Source organism: Tateyamaria armeniaca (genome assembly GCF_045797845.1).
Taxonomy (GTDB): Bacteria; Pseudomonadota; Alphaproteobacteria; order Rhodobacterales; family Rhodobacteraceae; genus Tateyamaria; species Tateyamaria armeniaca.
Window position 1 is genome coordinate 1 of sequence record NZ_JBHDIY010000001.1, and the last position, 17,921, is coordinate 17,921.

A 17,921-nucleotide genomic window follows, 5' to 3' on the forward strand; every position below is an offset into this window, starting at 1 on the left:
GAAGGAGGCGCCCGCAGGCACCAGCAGAATGTCGGCCGCTGTCAGCCCGTTGATCGTGAGGTAGCCAAGGGCAGGGGAGTATCGAGAAAGATCAGATCATACTCATCCAGCACCCCGTTTTCGTCCGGGGCATCGCCAAGCGCATCCCACAGCTTCCAGCCCCGCGCGGCCATGCGCCAGACCGGGATCTGGAATTCGGACCAGTAGAGGTTCAGCTGCGCCCCGATCAGGTCGATATTGGGCCAGTGGGTTTTCTTGATCACGTCACGTGCGGTGATGCCAAGCGCGTCGGTCAGACTGTCGTCAAAGGGCAGGGGGATCGCCCCGGTCGATGCGGCGCTGGTTTTCGCCGCGCAAATGCTGAGCGTAGTGGCGCGCAATCAGCGGGAATGCCGTGTCCCACTCATCCTCGATCCGCGCGCCAAAGATCGAACTCATCGACCCACTGGCTGTCCAGATCCACCACCAGCACCTTGTAGCCGTCAAGTGCTGCGGACATCGCCAGATGGGCGCAGGTGGAGGTCTTGCCCACCCCGCCCTTGAAGTTTGCGACAGCGACGACCTTGGCGGGCAGCCCTTTGGGGCGGTAGGGCAGGTATTCCTTGGCCTTTGATCCCTCTTGTCCGAAATGGGCGCGCAGGCGCAGCACCTCATCGAGGGTGAACCACTTGGCCCCGCCTTCGGTTTCGCTGACGCCCTGCGGCAGATCGGGGTTCTGGCGCAGCACGCGGCGGAAATGGGCCGAGGCGATGGGGATCAGGTATTTGGTGATTTCCCGAGGTCGAGAAGGGGCGCAGCTTGCGTTGGCCCGCCTCGTCCAGACCGCGGCTTTCGAGGTCCTGACAGCCGCTTGCGCAGGCCTTGGCGATGGCATTGAGATCATCGGCGCGTATGGGCAGGGCCAGTTCGGCCTGCGCGCGGTCGGGCGAAATGTTGAAATACGGGGGAAGGTTATCCACAATCTGGCCTCATGCTCGGGACACGTCTTGTTTTGATGATGTGACGCGTTTTGACCACCCTGCCACGAGATCGTGATACATGGGAAGATTTTTATATTTTCTCAGCAAGAACGGCAGGTGTGGCGCAGGTTTTGCCCTGTAAATCCGGGGTTTTGGCCCTGCTGGCCCAATGAGTCCAGTTAAATCTGTGTTATATGATTAGTTACAGACCCCGTCACTTTTCAACTCTTCTTTTTTTATAAGGGGTTGCGGGTCAAATTCCTGTCGGTGGTGACTCTGAAACCCCGATAGGGCGACTCTGAACCCACGCTCGCCTGACTCTGAAACCCCGATGGGTGCGGCCTTTTGCTGGACGGAGTTATCCACAGCTTCTATGGTCGGTGTAAATGAAACCCCGAAGCCGGATTCGGTGCAGATGCACGGTGATCCTGGACAAAAACGGGGGACGATGAGGACAGGCAGATGATCACATCATGGCGGCTCCGGTGAGCGGGTCCATGACCGCGCAAGGCGGTCCAGGGGCGTTGCGGTCTCAGGGCGATTTTTTCGTCTGCGATTTCTTTGCGGCTGTGCCCAAGCACGATCTGGCCGCGATGGAGCATCCGCTGTTTTCGCTGTCCACCCGACCCGACCGGCGTATCCTCGATTACGAGCACAACGGCACCGACATCCGCATCACCCCCAGCGTGAAGGGGCGGGCGACGATCTTTGATGCGGACATCCTGATCTTTTGCATCAGCCAGTTGATGGCGGCGATCAATGCAGGGCGACCGACCTCGCGCCATCTGACGCTGACGGCCCATGACCTGCTGCTGGCCACGGGGCGCGAGACGTCGGGGGATGGGTACAAACGCTTGCGCGATGCGTTCGAGCGGCTGGTGGGCACGCGCATCACCACCAATATCGCCACCGGTGAGACCGAGACCACCAGCGGCTTTGGCCTGATTGAGGCCTGGGAGATTGTGCGCCGCACGCGGGCAGGGCGCATGGTGCGGGTGAGCGTGACCCTGTCGGATTGGCTGTACCGCGCGGTGCTGAGCAAGTCGGTTCTGACCCTGAACAGGGACTATTTCAGCTTGCGCCGCCCCTTGGAGCGGCGGATTTACGAGCTGGCGCGCAAGCATTGTGGACGCCAGCCGGTGTGGCGGGTGTCGGTGGATACGCTCTTGAAGAAATCCGGCTCCACCAGCCCGCGCCGTGTGTTTCGCGCCATGCTGCGCGACATCATCACCCGTGATGGTCTGCCCGATTACACGGCCAGTGAAGTGCCCGGCGATCTGATCGAGATCCGCCCGCGTGACGTGATCGAGCGGCCCACCCGTGTGCCGCAACTGAGTGCTGAGGCGCTGGAACAGGCGCGCGCCGCGGCGCCGGGCATGGATGTCTACGCGCTACAAGCTGCCTGGATCGAGGTCTGGACCGCCTCGGGCCAGCCCTCCCTGCGCAGCCCGGACAAGGCGTTTCTGGGCTGGGTGAAAAAGCATCACGGGGGCTGAAAACCCTTCGGGTTAGAGACGGGTTGGCACTTCGCTGCGCCGCGCGCTCCAAAGGCGCAAAGCAACCCCAAGCCCGGCCAATGCAATCCCGCTTGCCTCAATCAGATCATCGGTGCGGAATGGCCCCCATGTCCCGCTCGTGAGGCCACGCAGCTGGTGCAGGCTGATCGCTACGATCAGTGCACAGCCGATGGACAGCGCCACGCCCGCAATGATCAGCAGATTGCTGATCAGGTGCCTGCGGAAATAGATCAGCAGCACCACGAACAGCAGGGCAAAGAACACGACCGTCAGCATCAGCGCGCCCACCTGCACGCTGCGCCGCGCCTCGTACCAGCCCTGTGCGTGGGACAGGCAGCGCCCGAAGGTCCAGACAAAGGCGTGCATGTCGAGCGGCGTGTTGATCATCTGCACCCCCACCAGCACGGCACAGAGCAGGATCAGCTGCCGCTCGCGCCCCGCAGCGCTGCGCGCCACCCGCACAAGGCCCCAGCCCAGCAGCGCGTAGCCCACCATCAGCGGCCCCGCGATCAGCGCCGGATCCCCCAGATGCCACCCCAGTCGCGCAGCCCGCATTGCGCGGCCCCACCGATGGTGGCGAGTTCCTCGCCCAGCCAGCTCACGGGCGCACATCAAGGCGCAGGCGGCCCGTCACGGTCTGTCCGGAGGCATAGGCCGTCAGTGCGATCTCGACCGCGCCTGCAAAGCCGTCCTCGGGCAGGTAGTGCCAGCCCGAGGCCCGCAGCCGCAGCTTGCCCGTTGCAGGCGGACGCAGCGGAGCCAGCAGCACGCCGTCCTGTTCCAGCGCCAGCCTGTGGGGGCCGGGGCCGGTCACGGCCTGTTGCAGATCGGGGGCAGGGGGCGGGGCGGTGCCAGCACGAGCATAGATGCCTTGCGAGGCGGTAAAGAACGAACCTGCATAGACCTCTTGCTTGCCCAGGGCGCGCAGTTGATAGCGCGCGCCTGCAACGGGGGCCTCATCGACAAAGCGTTTTGCGTCACTGATCATGGCCAGATGGGCAAAGCCACCCGCACCAGTGGCACGCAGCAGCTGATAGCGCTCCGCGTCGCCCTCCCACTCCAGCACAACCTGATCGCCCTCTTGCGTCGCCCTCAAGGCGCGGGGCGGTGCCAGCGGAAAGGCCGCCAGTGTCGGATCGCCCAGCAGGTTGATCCAGATCGGTGTGCGCCACGGATAAGAGCCTGTGGGGGCGTACTCCATGCCGTCGGGATAAGACCGCGCGCCTGCGCCATTGTTGGCGGTGATCTGCTGCACCTCGCCGATGGTGCGCCCCAGCGCCATCGGATGCAGCCGCCAGGCGGGCCGCGCGCCCCAGCCGACAGCCACGGTGTAAAACGGCTGGGCCAGCAGCGCCGTCATCGCGTTGTTCCGCCGGTCGATCTTTTGCTTGCCGCTGCCAAAGTTGATCGCAAAGACCGGCTTGATCTCGTAATCGACATATCTGTGGCCCTGATGCTGGCCGAAATCCACACCCCAGAGCCAGGGCTGGCTTTCGCCCACATCGTGATGCCCGCCGGGGTGATGGCATCGGGGCCGACGATATTGCGCAGATCGAACTGTTCGACCCGCAGGTGGTCGGACTGGCCATAGGCCACGCGCAGATCCCCCAGAAACCCGTGGCGCCAGTGATGGGTCTTGTCGAGATAGGCCCGCAGATAGGCCAGCTCCAGATCGCGATCCCCGTCCGAGATCAGCGCGAAATCGACCCGGCCCACGGGCAGTTCGATGGTGCCGTCGGGCAAGGCGCTGTGGACCAGCTGCCCTGCGCCATCATCCGTCCACGTGCCCGTCAGATCACCGTAAAACAAGTCACTAATATGGGGTTCTGGGTCATGTCCGTCCGGCGCCACGCGCCCGCTTGTGACCATCGGCACATGGCCCAGAAGCAGGATCATGTGGCGCAGCCCCTTGGGCTCTGCCGCCACGGCGGTGCGCAACTGGGCCTTGAGCGCGCGGGCTGCGGGCAGGTTCGTGACCGGATCCTGAAAGGCGTGGCGCGCAGTTGGCAGCCAGCGCACCTGCCAGCCCGCCCCCACCAGATCATCCTCAAGCCGGGCCAGACGCGGCTGCAGCGCGGCCCTCAGACTGTCATCAAGCGCGATGAAGACGGTGCCGTGATCCTGGCGCGCCGGGATGTCCATGCCCGTCGCCCAGTAGCCTGCGGAAAAGAACGTGCCGTGATTGCGCAACAGGCGGTATTCGTATGCGATGCCGGGGGTCAGGGTTTCGTCCCGGGTCTTGATGTAACGGCCCGGGCGCAGGTCCAGCTCGACCCAGCTCTGTGCCCCCGTGGCCCCCAGCACCCGGCGTGCCAGCCGCACATCGCGCGCGCGCAGGGGCTGCGCCTCTTGCCAGACCAGTTCGAGGCTGCGCCCGTCAGCCGACAATGTGCCATCCAGCGGCACCGGTTCTCCGCCCGGAGCCTGGGCATGGGCCTGGAGTGCCATGGCCAATGCAACAGCGGCGGCCAGAACCGGTTTGATCTGCTTGATCATGGGGTATCTCTCACAAGGCCCGGACTGTCCCGTCTCTAGCAGGTTCGCGATGCGGCGAACATCGCAGATCCTGCAAAGTGGGGTGCGCCCTTAGCCGCGCACGGCCTCTTGCGCGCGGAACCACGCATAGGTGCGCGCGATGCCGTCCTCAAGCGGGATGCTGGCCGTCCAGCCCATGCGGGCCAGACGGCTGACATCCATCAGCTTGCGCGGTGTGCCGTCGGGTTTGGAGCTGTCAAAGACGATCCGGCCTGTGTAGCCCGTCACCTTTGCAATGGTTTCGGCCAGTTCCCGGATGGTGACATCCGTGCCGCTGCCGACGTTGATATGGCTCAGCATAGGCTCTGTTTCGCGCTGATATATGTCTCTATCAAGGTCCATCACGAAGAGGGACGCGGCGGCCATGTCGTCCACGAAGAGGAATTCGCGCATCGGCGTGCCCGAGCCCCAGACGACAACCTCGGGCTGGCCCGACTGCGCGGCCTCGTGGAATCGGCGCATCAGGGCGGGCAGCACGTGGCTGTGTTCGGGGTGGAAATTGTCGCCGGGGCCATAAAGGTTCGTGGGCATCACGCTGCGGTAATCGTGCCCGTATTGGCGGTTGTAGCTTTCGCACAGCTTGATGCCGGCGATCTTGGCGATGGCATAGGGTTCGTTCGTGGGTTCCAGCGGGCCGGTCAGCAGGGCGGTTTCCGTCATCGGCTGCTCGGCCAGACGGGGATAGATGCAGGACGATCCCAGAAACAGCAGCCGCGTGATCCCGGCGGCATGGGCCTGATGGATCAGGTTGGTCTGGATCATCAGGTTTTCATAGATGAACTCGGCCGGAAGCGTGTTGTTGGCCTGAATGCCGCCCACCTTGGCGGCGGCGACGACCACCACATCGGGGCGTTCGGCCTGCATGAAGGCGCGCACCGCCTGCTGATCGGTCAGGTCCAGCTCGGCCCGGCTGCGGGTGAGGATGTCGGCGCCGCGCGCCTGCAACTGGCGCGTGATGGCCCCCCCACCATGCCGCGATGGCCTGCCACGAAATATCTCATCGCGCGGTCCCTCAGTTCTCGATCGACACGGGCAGGTCCAGCCCGTGCTGGCGCAGCAGTGCGTGGCGCTGTGCGGCCCTGAGGTCTTCGGCGACCATTTCGGTGCACATCTGCTGGGCGGTGATCTGCGGCTCCCAGCCCAGGCGCGCCTTGGCATGGGCGGGATCACCCAGCAGTGTTTCCACCTCGGCGGGGCGGAAATAGGCCGGATCGATGCGCAGGATCACATCGCCGACATTCAGGGCCAGGGGCCATGTCGCCGGTGATCGTGTCCACGATGGCCACCTCGTCCAGACCGGACCCTTCAAAGCGCAGACCAAGGCCAAGTTCGGCCGCCGACCAGGTGATGAATTCGCGCACGGAATACTGTTTGCCCGTGGCGATCACGAAATCCTCGGCCGTGTCCTGCTGCAGCATCATCCACTGCATGCGCACGTAATCCTTGGCATGGCCCCAGTCGCGCAAAGCGTCGATATTGCCCATATAGAGACAGTTTTCGAGCCCCTGGGCGATCTGCGCCAGCCCGCGGGTGATCTTGCGGGTCACGAAGGTCTCGCCGCGCCGCGGGCTTTCGTGGTTGAACAGGATTCCGTTGCAGGCATACATGCCATAGGCCTCGCGGTAGTTCACCGTGATCCAGTAGGCATACATCTTGGCCACCGCGTAAGGCGAGCGCGGGTGAAACGGTGTCTTTTCCGTCTGCGGTGTTTCGCGCACCTGCCCGTAAAGTTCCGATGTCGAGGCCTGATAGAAGCGTGTTTTCGTCTCTAACCCAAGGAAACGGATCGCTTCGAGCAGGCGCAGGGTGCCGATGGCGTCGATGTCGGCGGTGTATTCGGGGGCCTCGAAACTGACGGCCACATGGGATTGCGCCCCGAGGTTATAGACCTCGTCCGGTTCGGTTTCGCGCAGGATGCGGGTGAGGTTGGAGGTGTCGCTGAGGTCACCGTAATGCAGCTTGAGCTTGGGGTTGGCCTCGTGCGGGTCCTGATAGATGTGATCGATGCGCTGCGTGTTGAACGAAGAGGCACGGCGCTTGATCCCGTGTACCTCATAGCCTTTTTCAAGCAGCAGCTCGGCAAGATAAGATCCGTCCTGTCCCGTAATCCCCGTGATGAGGGCGCGCTTGCTCATGATTTTCACCGTGTTTTCTGTAATTTAGTCAATGATGCAGAGTTGGGCGGGTCAATAGCCCACCCGCCCTTTCCGCGCCACTCAAATCCTGTGTCTTTGTGGCATTTCTGGGTCTGCGCGCCAGAAATTTCAACCACGCTGTCGCCACAATCATCCATAGACTTGACCCCTGCCGCGCGGCATAGAGACATGCGTTTGCCGCACCCCGCCCCGATCCGTTTCCAACACAAGTGCCGATCCTTCAGATGACAGATGCCCCCCAGACATACGCGGTTTCCAAGTTCACCAATTCCGGGTTCGGAGACCATTTGTCCTGCGTCTTCGGGACGTGGTGGTATGCCAGACAGACGGGACGGACCCTTGTGATCGACTGGCGCGGGTCGCGGTTCAATCCCACACCGGGGCAGAACTGCTTCTTTGCGTTTTTCAAAGAGATCACGTCGCTGGGAGGCGTGCCTGTGATTGCCGATGACCGCGTGGCGCAGATGGATTTGCCGCTGCCGGTCTATCCCGACAAATGGACGGCCCAGACCCTGAAAGGGGCCACGCATGTGCCTCATACGGCGGATGAAATCCGTGCCATGAATGCTCTGGTGGCCCAGACAACGCCGCGGCCCGAACCCACGGTCGTGATCAACCAGCACATCCATACCATCCCGGCCGCTGCGCATATGCGCCCCCTGCTTGCGGAATTGCAGTTCGCTGACAAGGTGAGCGCTGCGGCAGATGCGTTCTGTGCGCAGCATTGGAAAGGGCGCACCGCGATCGGGGTCCATATCCGGCACGGAAACGGAGAGAATATCGGCGGGCGCGCGTCTTATTGGCTCGATCCGATCCCGCTGTTGCGGCAATTGCGACTTAATCAGCAGTTCGATCTGCATCAGCGCAGCGCCGCCGGGACAGCCCGTGGCAAGTATCACGACAATGCGGCCCCGTCGCTGACCGACACGCCGCACACATCGCGCACCGAAAGCAGGCTTTACCGAGACGTGGCTGCCCGGATCACCGATCTGCGCGGAACCCCCGATTTTCAGGACGCCGTTGTGTTCCTGTGCACCGATGCCAAGCGCGTGGAAGAGGGGCTGGCGCGCCATATCGACGGGATCTGCACATACCCCAAGCATATGCTGCAGGAAGGGGGCGGGCCGCTGCACCAGGTCAGCCTGGCCGCGGAGTCCAGAACCGACGGCTTTGCCCCTGTGGAAAGCGACATCGTCACCGAGATGCTGATCGAGTTGGAATTGTTGCGCCGCACCCGTGCCCTGGTCTGTATTCCCAGCCAGTTTTCGGTGATCTCGCGGCTGGAATTGCCTGCGGAGCGGCAGTTCTTTCTGACTCCATCCGTACGGAACCGTCTCATATCCAGAATGTTCGACAGGTTCAGTCGCCGCCGGAGCGCCTGAATATGTGCTGTTTATACATCATATACGGGTGTGAACGGCGCACGGTCCTCTGAAACAGGCAGAAGGTTGCCTGTTTTATCCGAAGGACGACGGGCGCATTGTTTTTTGCCGCAAACTTCAGTCTTTCGACCCTTGGCAGTTTCGGCATGTGACTTTGAAGGGACACAAAACGACCTTCAAATGATCGAAAAATAAACTGGATTCAAAGTTAGTTAATTTTCCGTAAAGATAAAAAGAAAAAGCCGAAAACCAACATAGAGTGGCAACGGGAACAGAGCAGATGGCAGCGACAGAACGGTCGAAAAAGACCCTTTTCATATCATTTGAAAGGGGCCTCTCATGAATCCCCTTGCTGCAATACTTGCATTGCTTGGCGTTGCCGCCGGAATGGGCGGTGGTGGTGGCGGGTCCAAAGGTGATCCCGCGCCAGAACCTGCCGCACCTCCTGTGCCTGCGCCGGAACCTGCACCTGAAGACCCGCCTGCGCCAGAACCTGTTGATCCGCCCGCACCGGAACCCGTCGATCCCCCTGCGCCGGAACCGGTCGATCCCCCGGCCCCTGAGCCGGTCGATCCGCCCGCGCCAGAGCCTGTTGATCCCCCGGCCCCGGAACCCGTCGATCCGCCCGCAACCGGGATAGAGCCCGCTGATCTGGGTGGCGGCCCCGTGACTGTCACGGCGGGCCGTGTCGCACATCTTGCGCCCGAAGATCACGAGACCGCGCAATCCGTGCGGATCATCGAAGGTCCCGAATATGGCAATGTCACGGTCAATCCGGACAACACGCTGGCCCTTGTTCTGACGGGCACCACCCAGACGGACGACATCCGCATTCAATATGAAATCACCCATGCGGATGGCCGCGTTGAAACGCTGGAAAGCACCCTGAATGTGCAGGCCGGTACGCAGGATGCAGGCTGGGGGCAGGGCAACCATTACCTGCTGGAAACGGACGAGAACGACAAAACCATCGTCGAAACCGGTGATGATCACCGCAAGGTCTATATCTCGGAGAGTGAAGACGCGCTGAGCCGGGCCGATATCGCGGCCCTCGAAGGGCTCGATGAAGGTGACATCACCCGCGACTGGCTGATTGCCAATGATACATATGGCGCGGACGAGGAAATGGCGCTGGCCACCGATGTGGGCATGGATCTGTGGTATGGCATCACCGGCGAGACGGTAGAGCCGAATTCCAACTGGCTGCTGTTTGAAAAAGGTTATGAATACAACGACCTGGGCCGTCTGGTCACCCGCGGCCTGCAGGGTGAGGATGAATTGCACCCAGCCCATATCACCTCTTGGGGTGAGGGCGAAAAGCCGATCATCTCATCGCAGATCGATATCTTTCAGCGCGATACCGACAATCTTGTCTTTTCGGATGTGCACCTGCAGGGCGGGTTGCGCGCGCTGATCGGTTCGAATGTCATATTCGACGATGTCGAAGTCTCCGAGAACGGGTTCAACCTGCAAAACATCGACAGTGTCACCATCCGCAATTCCCATATCTACGATATCTTTCTGGACGAACCTGCGACCGGCGAAGACTGGCATCCTCATTCCAACCGCCTGTCGGGGGTCTTTTCGGCCACCAATGAAAGCCTGCTGATCGAAAACACGCTGATCGCGCAGGTGGGTTGGGAACAGGGCTTTAGCGAAGATGGCGACGGCGCGTTCCCCCAGCCGCCCAACCAGTTCAGCCAGAATGTCTATGCGACGGATGACTCGCTTGATCTCACTTTCCGCGACAACGTCTCGACCCATGGGGCATCATGGGGGCTGCAGGCCCGGGCCGGCGGTTTTATCGAGGACAACCTGTTTTCGGAAAACAACGCAGGTTTCATCACCACCGGCGGCAGTTCCGAAACGCCGGGCTTTACCGGCAACTACATGTTGGCCAATGGCAACGTGGTCACTTCGGCAGCCTACAAGATCGCCCCGCAGATCGGGGCCCTGTCTGTCGGACTGCAGGACAACGGATCCGACAGTTCGCTGCTGGACAACATCGTCGCCCACCTGGCCGACCCCAACGATCCCGACGACATCGCGCTCAAGGTTTTTAACAATGGCGGTGTGCGCAACATCGAAGAGGCCTTTTTTGACAACTCGATCCAGTACAACTGGGTTGGCACCCGCGCCAGTCCCGGTCAGGATCCCGACCGCAACACCGAAGGGCTTGATCCAACCACGCTGGATGCCACCACGTTGAACGCGCTGGCCCAGGCCGTGCTGGGCGATCCGAATGCCGATGCGGACGATCTGGCCGAATATCTCAAGCACAACGACTTTGAGACCGACAGCCTGCTGGCCTTTTTCAAAGAGGCCTTCGGGGTCGAAACCTATACTGCCCCCGCAGGGGCGACCCACAGTTTCGTGCCTGATGTGCTGGGCGGCGGCATCCGCTGGGACAACCGGATCAACTGGGACACCGAGGTCGTACCGGGCCAGAATGCCCTTGATAGTGTCGATTTGCGCAGCAACTTCGTCAATTATGCGGCCAATTCCACGCTCAGGGATCTTACCTTTGGCGATGGTGGCGAGCTGACCCTGTTCAGCGGCAAGCTGACCATCGAGGGCCAGACTTTTGTCGGCACCGGCATGGCCGAGGTGAATGTCGTGAACGCAGGCCAGTTCTGGACCAATGGCGTGGCCGAGGATGGCAGCCTGATCGTCGACATCGATGCCGGACGCTTTGCCAATACCGGCGAAATCACGGGCGGTGTGTCTTTGACGTCTCGGGCGGCGATGCGATCCTCGCCACGGGCGGGGCCTCCACCACGCTGGGGGCGGATGATGCGCTGAATATCGAGGGCACGGACGCCGATGTGGGCTTTGACGGGGACACCGGCGAGACAGCCGTGCTGCGCCTGTCCGAAGGGTCGGAGCTGAACTTTACCGCCGATGAAAACGGGCTTGAGACCATAGAAGAGTTCCGCTCTGGCGCCTTTGGCGATGCGCCGAACGTGCAATCGGGAATCAATCTGGGTCTGAGCGATCTGCAGGTCGATGTCACGGCCCTGTCGGGCGCGGCCTCTGAACATGTGCTGATCAGCGTGGACGAGCTGATTGGCGGGTTTGGCGGGATCGAGCTGGTCGGGCTTGCGGCCACGCAGGATGCCGAAGTGATCATCGACTATGAAACAGACACTGTTTCGCTGCGGCTGAACGCGGTTGGCGAGGGCACGGGCCTGACCAACGTGACCACGCTGGGCGATGAAAACGACGCCGAGGCCAGTGCCGCCCTGTGGGAGGCGCTGACCAGCGGCCATGGCACCTTTGAAGAAACCGCCGCCGCACCGGTCGCGGATGAAGAAGAAGTGCCGGAGCTCAACGCGGCCTGAGACCTGAGCGCGCCGCATGTTTAAGCATTGCATGCAGCACTTCTTGTTCCGACAGGCGCGGCTTGTTATGCGACGCCCATTGCCAAGCGTATTGATGGGCCGTTTTTGATGAGCGTTATGACGCATTTCTTTCCACCCCCGGCGTCTATGGGAACGGGGCGGGAAACGGCGGTCACGTGGCGCTTTTTCTGGCCTGTGCTGCTGGTGGGTTTTGCCCTGCGCCTGGTCTTTGCGCAGTGGGCCGACCTGCCGCTGCATCCCGACGAGACCTATCAGTATTACGAACAGGCCTATCGGCTGGTCCATGGCTATGGGCTGATCCCGTGGGAATACGTGTTTGGCATCCGCTCGTGGCTGATCCCTTTGTGTCTGGCAGGGCTGTTGGTCGTGGCCGATGTGCTGGGGCTGGACCAGCCTCATGAATATGCGTTTTTCCTCAAGACGGTGCTGTGCCTGATCAGCCTGTCCCTGCCCATCGCCATGTACCGCCTGACCCAGGTGCTTTGGAGCGAACAGGCCGCGATCCTGAGCCTGCTGCTGGGCTGTTTCTGGCATCATTTCCTTTACGTGGCGCACAAGCCGATGCCGGGCATATTGGCGATGTATGGTCTGCTGTGGCTCGTGTTGTGGATGGTGCGCCCGCAAACGCGTGCACGCGTGTTCGCCTTCGGGCTTATGCTGGGGCTGGTTTTTACGCTGCGCTACCAACTGGTGCCGGTGCTGGGCCTTTTGTGGCTGATCGCGCTTTACCGGCTGCGCGCAGGCGCTTTGGGGCTGATGCTGCTGGGCAACGCGCTGGCGCTGGCGCTGGCAGGGGGGCTCGACTGGATCTTCTGGGGCGGGTTTTTGTCCTCGTTCATCGACAATTTCCGCCTGAACTTCCTTTATGACATCGCCTCGAACTTCGGCGAGCAGGAGGTGCTGTTTTATGCCAAGCGCCTGATCGTCGAGAGCGGCGGACTGTTCGTCATCGGTCTGATCGGGGTGGCGCTGCTGTGGGGTCGGATCTGGCCGGTGGCCGTGGCCATGGCGATCGGGGTGCTGGCCTTTCACATCCCGGCCCATAAGGAACTGCGCTTTGTGCTCTGGATCATGCCGCTGGCGCTGATCGGGGCGGTGCTGGCCAGTTGGCTGGGCCTGCGCGGCGCGCGCGGGTCTGTTGCCGCACCCGTTTTTGCTGTGCCTTTGGGCCGGGGTGGTGACAGTCGGGTTTTCGGCGCGCTATCTCGGGGTTGTGCCGTGGCAAACCCCCTTGCGGGACGGGGCGGCGGTGATGCACGCGCTGGGGCGGACGGCGGATGTGACCGGGGTTGCGTTCAACACACCGTCTTTGCCGTGGTGGCACACGCCGGGCTATTACGCCTTGGGCAAACCTGTGCCGCTGTACCTTTGGGGCTGGGACCCGGATCTGGCGCAGGCCACGCAACTGGCGCGCTCTTCTCATATCGTCACCGAGGCGGGCGGCGCGGACCCCGAAGGCTACAGCCAGATCAGCCGTCATGGCACCTTTACCTTGTGGCAAAGCGAGACGCCCAAGGACGCAGTCGGCCTTGAGGGCTTCCCCCTCAAAACCCCTCTCTACCCGGCCCCGATTCCTTCCGACTATCAGACAATCGGACAACGCACCCCCTTGATGCTAGAGGGCTGGTGACATGAACCTGCCTCGCATCACCTCCAAGCGGCCCTTGTTTCGCCATAAAAATCACGACACAGGCAGCATAGATATTTTGAACTCCAAGAGCTTCTATTCCTTATGACCCAGACCCAGGCCACGTCCCTTTCAGAATTTGCAGATATCCGGTTCACCACCGGCATTTCGATCATCATCCCGACCTATAAAGAGGTCGAGAATATTCCGCATATTCTGGAGCGCATCGACCAGCTGCGCCGCACCCATGATCTGACAGCTTGAGGTGCTGTTTCTGGATGACAACAGCCAGGATGGCAGTGCCGAGGCGGTGGCGGCGGCGGGCTATGACTGGGCACGTATCATCGTGCGCACGCAGGATCGCGGGCTGAGCCCGGCGGTGATCGACGGTTTTGCCGCCGCGCAATACCCCGTTTTGGTGTGCATGGATTGCGATCTCAGCCATCCGCCCGAAAAGGTGCCCCAGATGATCCTGGCCCTGAACACCGGCCAGCAGATGGTGATCGGGTCACGCTATGTGCCGGGGGCCTCGACGGATGATGACTGGGGATTTCTGCGCTGGCTCAATTCGGTCGTGGCCACGCTGCTGGCGCGGCCCCTGACCTCGGTACGCGACCCTATGTCGGGCTTTTTCGCCATGCGCAAAGGCGATTTTGACAGCGTGAACGACCTCAACCCGGTGGGCTACAAGATCGCGCTGGAACTGGTGGTCAAATGCGGGTTCGAGAACGTGGGCGAGGTGCCGATCCATTTCACCGACCGCATACACGGTGAAAGCAAGCTGACCTTCAAGGAACAGCTCAAGTATATCCAGCACCTGCGCAGGCTCTATCTGCACCGTTTTGCCAATGCGATGTATCTCGCCCAGTTCCTGGTGGTCGGGGCCTCGGGGGTTGTGGTCAACCTTGCGGTGCTCAGCCTGCTGCTGGTGATGGGACCGCCTCTCCGACCCTGACCGATCAGGACCGGTTCCGCCTTGGCGCGCTGTTGCGCTTTGATCTGACACCCACGCTGCGGGCCACGCTCGATCTGGGCTATTCCACCTTCGAGGATTTCGGCACGCCCGAAGGCGTGCGCGAGACCTACAGCCTCAACAGCACATTGCGCCAGGATCTGCGCAACGGGGACATCACGTTCCGGCTGGGGGCCACAGAGACGGAAAACGGCGAGCGCTATACTTTCAGCACCGGGCGCAGCCTCACGACCCCGCTGTGGGACCTGAGCGGCTCTGTGGGGCTGACACGGGACACGGGCGGTGACGTCTCGCCCGATATCAGCCTCGATGTGACCAGAGCCCTGCCACGCGGATCACTGGGCGCCAGCTTTAGCCAGCGCATCGCATCGGGGGTCGATGATGACGAGGAACAGATCACCTCGCTGCGCGTGAGCTATGACAAGCAGCTCAACGCCCTCACCAGCTTCAACGCCAGCCTGTCCTATAGCGAAACCGACCCCACCGCCGCAGGCAGCAACACCAGCAGCTTTGGCTCGGTCGGGGTCAGCCTGCAACGCACCCTGACCGAAGATCTGCAACTGGACCTCGGCTTTCAGCACCGCGTCAGCGAAGACACCGCCGGCATCCGCGCCCGCGACAACCGCCTGTCCGTCAGCCTGCGCCGCGACCTGTCTGCGCGCCGCTAGAGACACATGGGCGCAATTTGCTTGCAGCCCTTGGGGTGGTCCGCCACTCATGACCTATGACGTCCCCTGCCCCACCTGATGCCCGTCGGCAGGCCATCCCGTGGCCCGGCACCGTGATCGCGGTCCTGATGATCCTCACCTGCGGGCTGGAACTGGCTGTGGCCGCCGCGGATGTCGGCCTGATCGGATCGGTGCGCTGGCGCTCGCTTATCCTGCAATACGGCGCCTGCTGGCCCGGCCTTGTGCGGGACTGGCAGCCCAACTATGCCGCCCAGCCCTGGACGATGTTTTTCAGCTATTCACTGCTGCATGCGGGCCTCCTGCACCTGCTGGGCAACATGGCGATGCTGCTCTGGGTGGGGCCGGGACTGGCGGCGCGGGTGGGCCAGCTTGGGTTTTTGCTGCTGTGGGTCGGCTCGGTACTTGGGGGTGGCCTTGTGTTTGTGGCCATGGCCAGTGCGTCCACGCCGATGGTGGGGGCCTCGGGGGCCGTGTTCGGGCTGATCGGGGCCCTCGTGATGTACGACTACGTGCTGAAAGGCCGATACGCCAAGGCCCTTGGCATCAGCGCCGCCCTGGCCCTGCTGAATCTGGTGATGCTGATCGCGGAAAACGGGTTACTGGCCTGGCAGACCCACCTGGGCGGCTACCTGGCCGGGGGCCTCATTGCGCTGTGCCTCACGGACCGGCAGCCAGAGCCTGCCGCAACAGACTGAGCAGGTCAGGAACAAAACCCCGCCATTTGCGTCCATTGTCGCATCATCCCCCGCCAGGCAGGCAGAGTTCCGCCGAAATCCCTGCCTTGGGGGTCACTGGATTGCCGGATAGTTCTCGCTACTTAGAGTAGAATTGAGCGTAAACAGTCGCGCCGGATAACTTGTTTGTCAGTGGTTGTTAACGAATTGAGCCCCATCTTGGACAGGCAAGATCTGTCATCACCACGCTGTCAAAAGGATCCCGTTCTTGGCCATTGTTCTGCTTCTCGTCAGTTTCGTGTTTGGCCTTGCGGGCGCGACCCTCGCATCCGTTGCAGGGTTCGGTCTGGCGATGGCCATTCTCAGCTATATCGCGAGCGGTATGATCGGCGCAGTGGCGGTCACCTATCTCTCGGTCCGGCGCAGAGCGCCATGCCCGGCAGTGTCCCAACCGCAAGCCCGGCAGGCCAGCCGCGCCTGAGCGGCCCGTTTCCCATCTCTATCTGCTATGTGAAGCGTAAAGTGCGCATTGTTTCGCGTGCGAAACATGCATGCGGCAAAGGTCAGGGCCGTATTTAGAGCCGATCAAGCAGCCAGGCGCGCAGATCCGCCACCAGCGCATCATCGACACGGGGGCCCGCCAGAGTCACTTTCCCCGCCTGTCCGCGCAATTCCAGCCCCTCGGCCAGTTGTTCCTTCGGCGTGCCCTGCGCCGCCTTGCCGGGGCTGCGCAGGCTCTGTTCGAGCACTTTGCGTTCCTCCGCTGGGCTGGCAATGGGTGCCGCCTGATCAAGCGCGCGGATCAACCCTTGGGCAAAACCCGGCGTGCTGCGCATCTCGGCCACCAGCGCGAGGCCCAGCTTTTCAGGAATGGCGGCCGGGAACGACAGATGATCATCGAGTTCAACCAGATCGGTAAAGCTAAGAATTTTTGAGCGTTTGGCACGGCGCACAGAAGAAAACAGGCTCTGTACTGCGTGTTTGGGGCTGTCATAGACCCCTTCCTCGGCGGCCTTTACTGCAATCCGCGCACGCTCATAAAAGCTGAGATTGGCGCGCAGTTCGTTTTCCTCGACCATGGCGCGGTAAGCATCCGGCGCACTGTCGGGCGCACGCACCAGCGCCTGTATCTGTGCAAAGCGGGGATCATCCGGCGCCTCGGCCTGAAGTTCCTGCAGCGCCATCAACCGCCGCCAACCCGAGATCAGCCCATAGCGTCCGTCTGACAGATCAACCACCTCGATGGGGGTCTGCTGACCACGATCGCGAAGCGAGTCCATCAGGCTGGCCATGTCGTCGCCGTCCACGGCCACGCGGTCGCGCACCAGATGGTCGGCCTCGACCACGTCCAGCGGCAAACGCAACACCATGCGCCCCTCGGCCCGCGCGCTTTGCAATTCGGCGCTGACCTCTTCAAAGGCGGCCTGGCGCGCGGCGTCGCCTGCGACATCCGCAATGGGCGCGCGTGTGCCAACCCAGCCGTTCATCGCCTTGGTTTCCAGGCCTCCCGACCCGGCCAGCGGGTCTGGGATTTCAAAGGCGGGGGCAGGGCTTAACCGTTTGCGTTTGGCCATGGGTCGGCTCCTTTCCCTGCATCAGCAAAAACAGGCTCTAAAAGGGGGTTTTGATCATTCTGCGGCCTCCGCCTCGGCGCGCATCTCGTCGCGCCGCCAGATGCCGTAAAGCAGGCGTTTGAAGCCTGCATAGGTCTCGTCAAAGGTGGCGCGCCCGCGGGCATAGGTGTCGCGGTTGAAGTCGCGGTAATCGGCCTCGTAGATGCCGTTCACACTCTCGCCCGCCTGCCCGATCAGCGCGGTAAAGTCCTGCCGATAGGGGCTGAGCGTGCGGCCCATATAGGCCTGCATGAGGCTGGCAAGCTCGGTCTGCTGGCTGGCGTCAAAACGGGTGATGATCGTCTGCACCGCATCCCATTCGAACCCGATCTCGGGGCGGCCCAGGGCGCGCGCGGCCACGTTCTCGCCCTCTTCAATCGAGGAAAACGTGGCGTGCAGCATGTCGAAAAACCGCCCCGTGGAGTCAAATTCCA

General features: G+C 62.2%; 14 protein-coding genes and 4 pseudogenes. 10 read left to right on the forward strand and 8 right to left on the reverse strand.

What is annotated here, in order from left to right; all coding sequences use genetic code 11:
• Positions 1 to 959 (reverse strand): annotated as a pseudogene (locus tag ACERZ8_RS00005) (AAA family ATPase); the annotation flags it as partial.
• A gap of 497 nt (positions 960 to 1,456) precedes the next feature.
• Between ACERZ8_RS00005 and ACERZ8_RS00010 the strand changes: the two are divergent.
• Entirely contained in the window at positions 1,457 to 2,455 is a 999-nt protein-coding gene (locus tag ACERZ8_RS00010; protein WP_407590083.1) for a replication initiator protein A, read from the forward strand.
• A gap of 12 nt (positions 2,456 to 2,467) precedes the next feature.
• Here the strand turns inward: ACERZ8_RS00010 and ACERZ8_RS00015 are convergent, their stop codons facing one another.
• The 5 genes and pseudogenes from ACERZ8_RS00015 to gmd all read right to left on the reverse strand — a co-directional run bounded on the left by ACERZ8_RS00015 (position 2,468) and on the right by gmd (position 7,146).
• Positions 2,468 to 3,031 carry a hypothetical protein gene (locus ACERZ8_RS00015; protein WP_407590084.1) on the reverse strand — a complete coding sequence of 188 codons (564 nt, stop codon included), beginning with the start codon at positions 3,029 to 3,031 and terminating at the stop codon, positions 2,468 to 2,470.
• A 43-nt stretch (positions 3,032 to 3,074) separates the two neighbouring features.
• Complete coding sequence (locus tag ACERZ8_RS00020; protein WP_407590085.1) at positions 3,075 to 3,836, reverse strand: hypothetical protein; 762 nt, start codon at positions 3,834 to 3,836, stop codon at positions 3,075 to 3,077.
• Positions 3,833 to 4,972, reverse strand: a complete 1,140-nt coding sequence (locus ACERZ8_RS00025; protein WP_407590086.1) for a hypothetical protein — start codon at positions 4,970 to 4,972, stop codon at positions 3,833 to 3,835. The genes ACERZ8_RS00020 and ACERZ8_RS00025 overlap by 4 nt, the downstream gene beginning before the upstream one ends.
• Before the next feature lie 90 nt (positions 4,973 to 5,062).
• Positions 5,063 to 6,012: pseudogene (gene fcl, locus ACERZ8_RS00030) on the reverse strand (GDP-L-fucose synthase).
• A gap of 11 nt (positions 6,013 to 6,023) precedes the next feature.
• Positions 6,024 to 7,146 (reverse strand): annotated as a pseudogene (gmd, locus tag ACERZ8_RS00035) (GDP-mannose 4,6-dehydratase).
• 230 nt (positions 7,147 to 7,376) lie between these two features.
• On the opposite strand from gmd, the gene ACERZ8_RS00040 reads away from it, so the two are divergent.
• The 9 genes from ACERZ8_RS00040 (at position 7,377) to ACERZ8_RS00080 (ending at position 16,355) form a co-directional block, all read left to right on the forward strand.
• Positions 7,377 to 8,549 carry a nodulation protein NodZ gene (locus ACERZ8_RS00040; RefSeq protein ID WP_407590087.1) on the forward strand — a complete coding sequence of 391 codons (1,173 nt, stop codon included), beginning with the start codon at positions 7,377 to 7,379 and terminating at the stop codon, positions 8,547 to 8,549.
• A gap of 339 nt (positions 8,550 to 8,888) precedes the next feature.
• A complete protein-coding gene (locus ACERZ8_RS00045) occupies positions 8,889 to 11,351 on the forward strand; it encodes a right-handed parallel beta-helix repeat-containing protein (protein ID WP_407590088.1) in 2,463 nt (820 codons plus the stop codon).
• 23 nt (positions 11,352 to 11,374) lie between these two features.
• Complete coding sequence (locus ACERZ8_RS00050; protein WP_407590089.1) at positions 11,375 to 11,890, forward strand: hypothetical protein; 516 nt, start codon at positions 11,375 to 11,377, stop codon at positions 11,888 to 11,890.
• A 108-nt stretch (positions 11,891 to 11,998) separates the two neighbouring features.
• A complete protein-coding gene (locus tag ACERZ8_RS00055) occupies positions 11,999 to 13,444 on the forward strand; it encodes a glycosyltransferase family protein (protein WP_407590090.1) in 1,446 nt (481 codons plus the stop codon).
• 199 nt (positions 13,445 to 13,643) lie between these two features.
• Complete coding sequence (locus ACERZ8_RS00060) at positions 13,644 to 13,802, forward strand: hypothetical protein (protein WP_407590091.1); 159 nt, start codon at positions 13,644 to 13,646, stop codon at positions 13,800 to 13,802.
• A 1-nt stretch (position 13,803) separates the two neighbouring features.
• The gene (locus ACERZ8_RS00065) at positions 13,804 to 14,493 is read left to right on the forward strand and encodes a polyprenol monophosphomannose synthase (RefSeq protein ID WP_407590092.1); all 690 of its coding nucleotides are present in this window, start codon (positions 13,804 to 13,806) and stop codon (positions 14,491 to 14,493) included.
• A 32-nt stretch (positions 14,494 to 14,525) separates the two neighbouring features.
• Complete coding sequence (locus tag ACERZ8_RS00070) at positions 14,526 to 15,179, forward strand: hypothetical protein (RefSeq protein ID WP_407590093.1); 654 nt, start codon at positions 14,526 to 14,528, stop codon at positions 15,177 to 15,179.
• Positions 15,180 to 15,235: 56 nt separating this feature from the next.
• The gene (locus ACERZ8_RS00075) at positions 15,236 to 15,895 is read left to right on the forward strand and encodes a rhomboid family intramembrane serine protease (protein WP_407590094.1); all 660 of its coding nucleotides are present in this window, start codon (positions 15,236 to 15,238) and stop codon (positions 15,893 to 15,895) included.
• A 247-nt stretch (positions 15,896 to 16,142) separates the two neighbouring features.
• Positions 16,143 to 16,355 (forward strand): hypothetical protein, encoded by a 213-nt coding sequence (locus tag ACERZ8_RS00080; RefSeq protein ID WP_407590095.1) that lies wholly within the window; start codon positions 16,143 to 16,145, stop codon positions 16,353 to 16,355.
• A 94-nt stretch (positions 16,356 to 16,449) separates the two neighbouring features.
• On the opposite strand, the gene ACERZ8_RS00085 is transcribed toward ACERZ8_RS00080, so the two are convergent.
• Entirely contained in the window at positions 16,450 to 17,448 is a 999-nt protein-coding gene (locus ACERZ8_RS00085) for a ParB/RepB/Spo0J family partition protein (protein WP_407590096.1), read from the reverse strand.
• Between the two features lie 54 nt (positions 17,449 to 17,502).
• A pseudogene (locus ACERZ8_RS00090) lies at positions 17,503 to 17,921 on the reverse strand (AAA family ATPase); the annotation flags it as partial.

What these genes read in the sequence shown, in the direction of transcription:
- ACERZ8_RS00025 (WP_407590086.1), bottom strand. Translation starts at nt 4,972, where the DNA reads ATGATCAAGCAGATCAAACCGGTTCTGGCCGCCGCTGTTGCATTGGCC.
- ACERZ8_RS00010 (WP_407590083.1), top strand. Translation starts at nt 1,457, where the DNA reads ATGACCGCGCAAGGCGGTCCAGGGGCGTTGCGGTCTCAGGGCGATTTT.
- ACERZ8_RS00015 (WP_407590084.1), bottom strand. Translation starts at nt 3,031, where the DNA reads ATGCGGGCTGCGCGACTGGGGTGGCATCTGGGGGATCCGGCGCTGATC.
- ACERZ8_RS00085 (WP_407590096.1), bottom strand. Translation starts at nt 17,448, where the DNA reads ATGGCCAAACGCAAACGGTTAAGCCCTGCCCCCGCCTTTGAAATCCCA.
- ACERZ8_RS00020 (WP_407590085.1), bottom strand. Translation starts at nt 3,836, where the DNA reads ATGACGGCGCTGCTGGCCCAGCCGTTTTACACCGTGGCTGTCGGCTGG.
- ACERZ8_RS00075 (WP_407590094.1), top strand. Translation starts at nt 15,236, where the DNA reads ATGACGTCCCCTGCCCCACCTGATGCCCGTCGGCAGGCCATCCCGTGG.
- ACERZ8_RS00060 (WP_407590091.1), top strand. Translation starts at nt 13,644, where the DNA reads ATGACCCAGACCCAGGCCACGTCCCTTTCAGAATTTGCAGATATCCGG.
- ACERZ8_RS00045 (WP_407590088.1), top strand. Translation starts at nt 8,889, where the DNA reads ATGAATCCCCTTGCTGCAATACTTGCATTGCTTGGCGTTGCCGCCGGA.
- ACERZ8_RS00055 (WP_407590090.1), top strand. Translation starts at nt 11,999, where the DNA reads ATGAGCGTTATGACGCATTTCTTTCCACCCCCGGCGTCTATGGGAACG.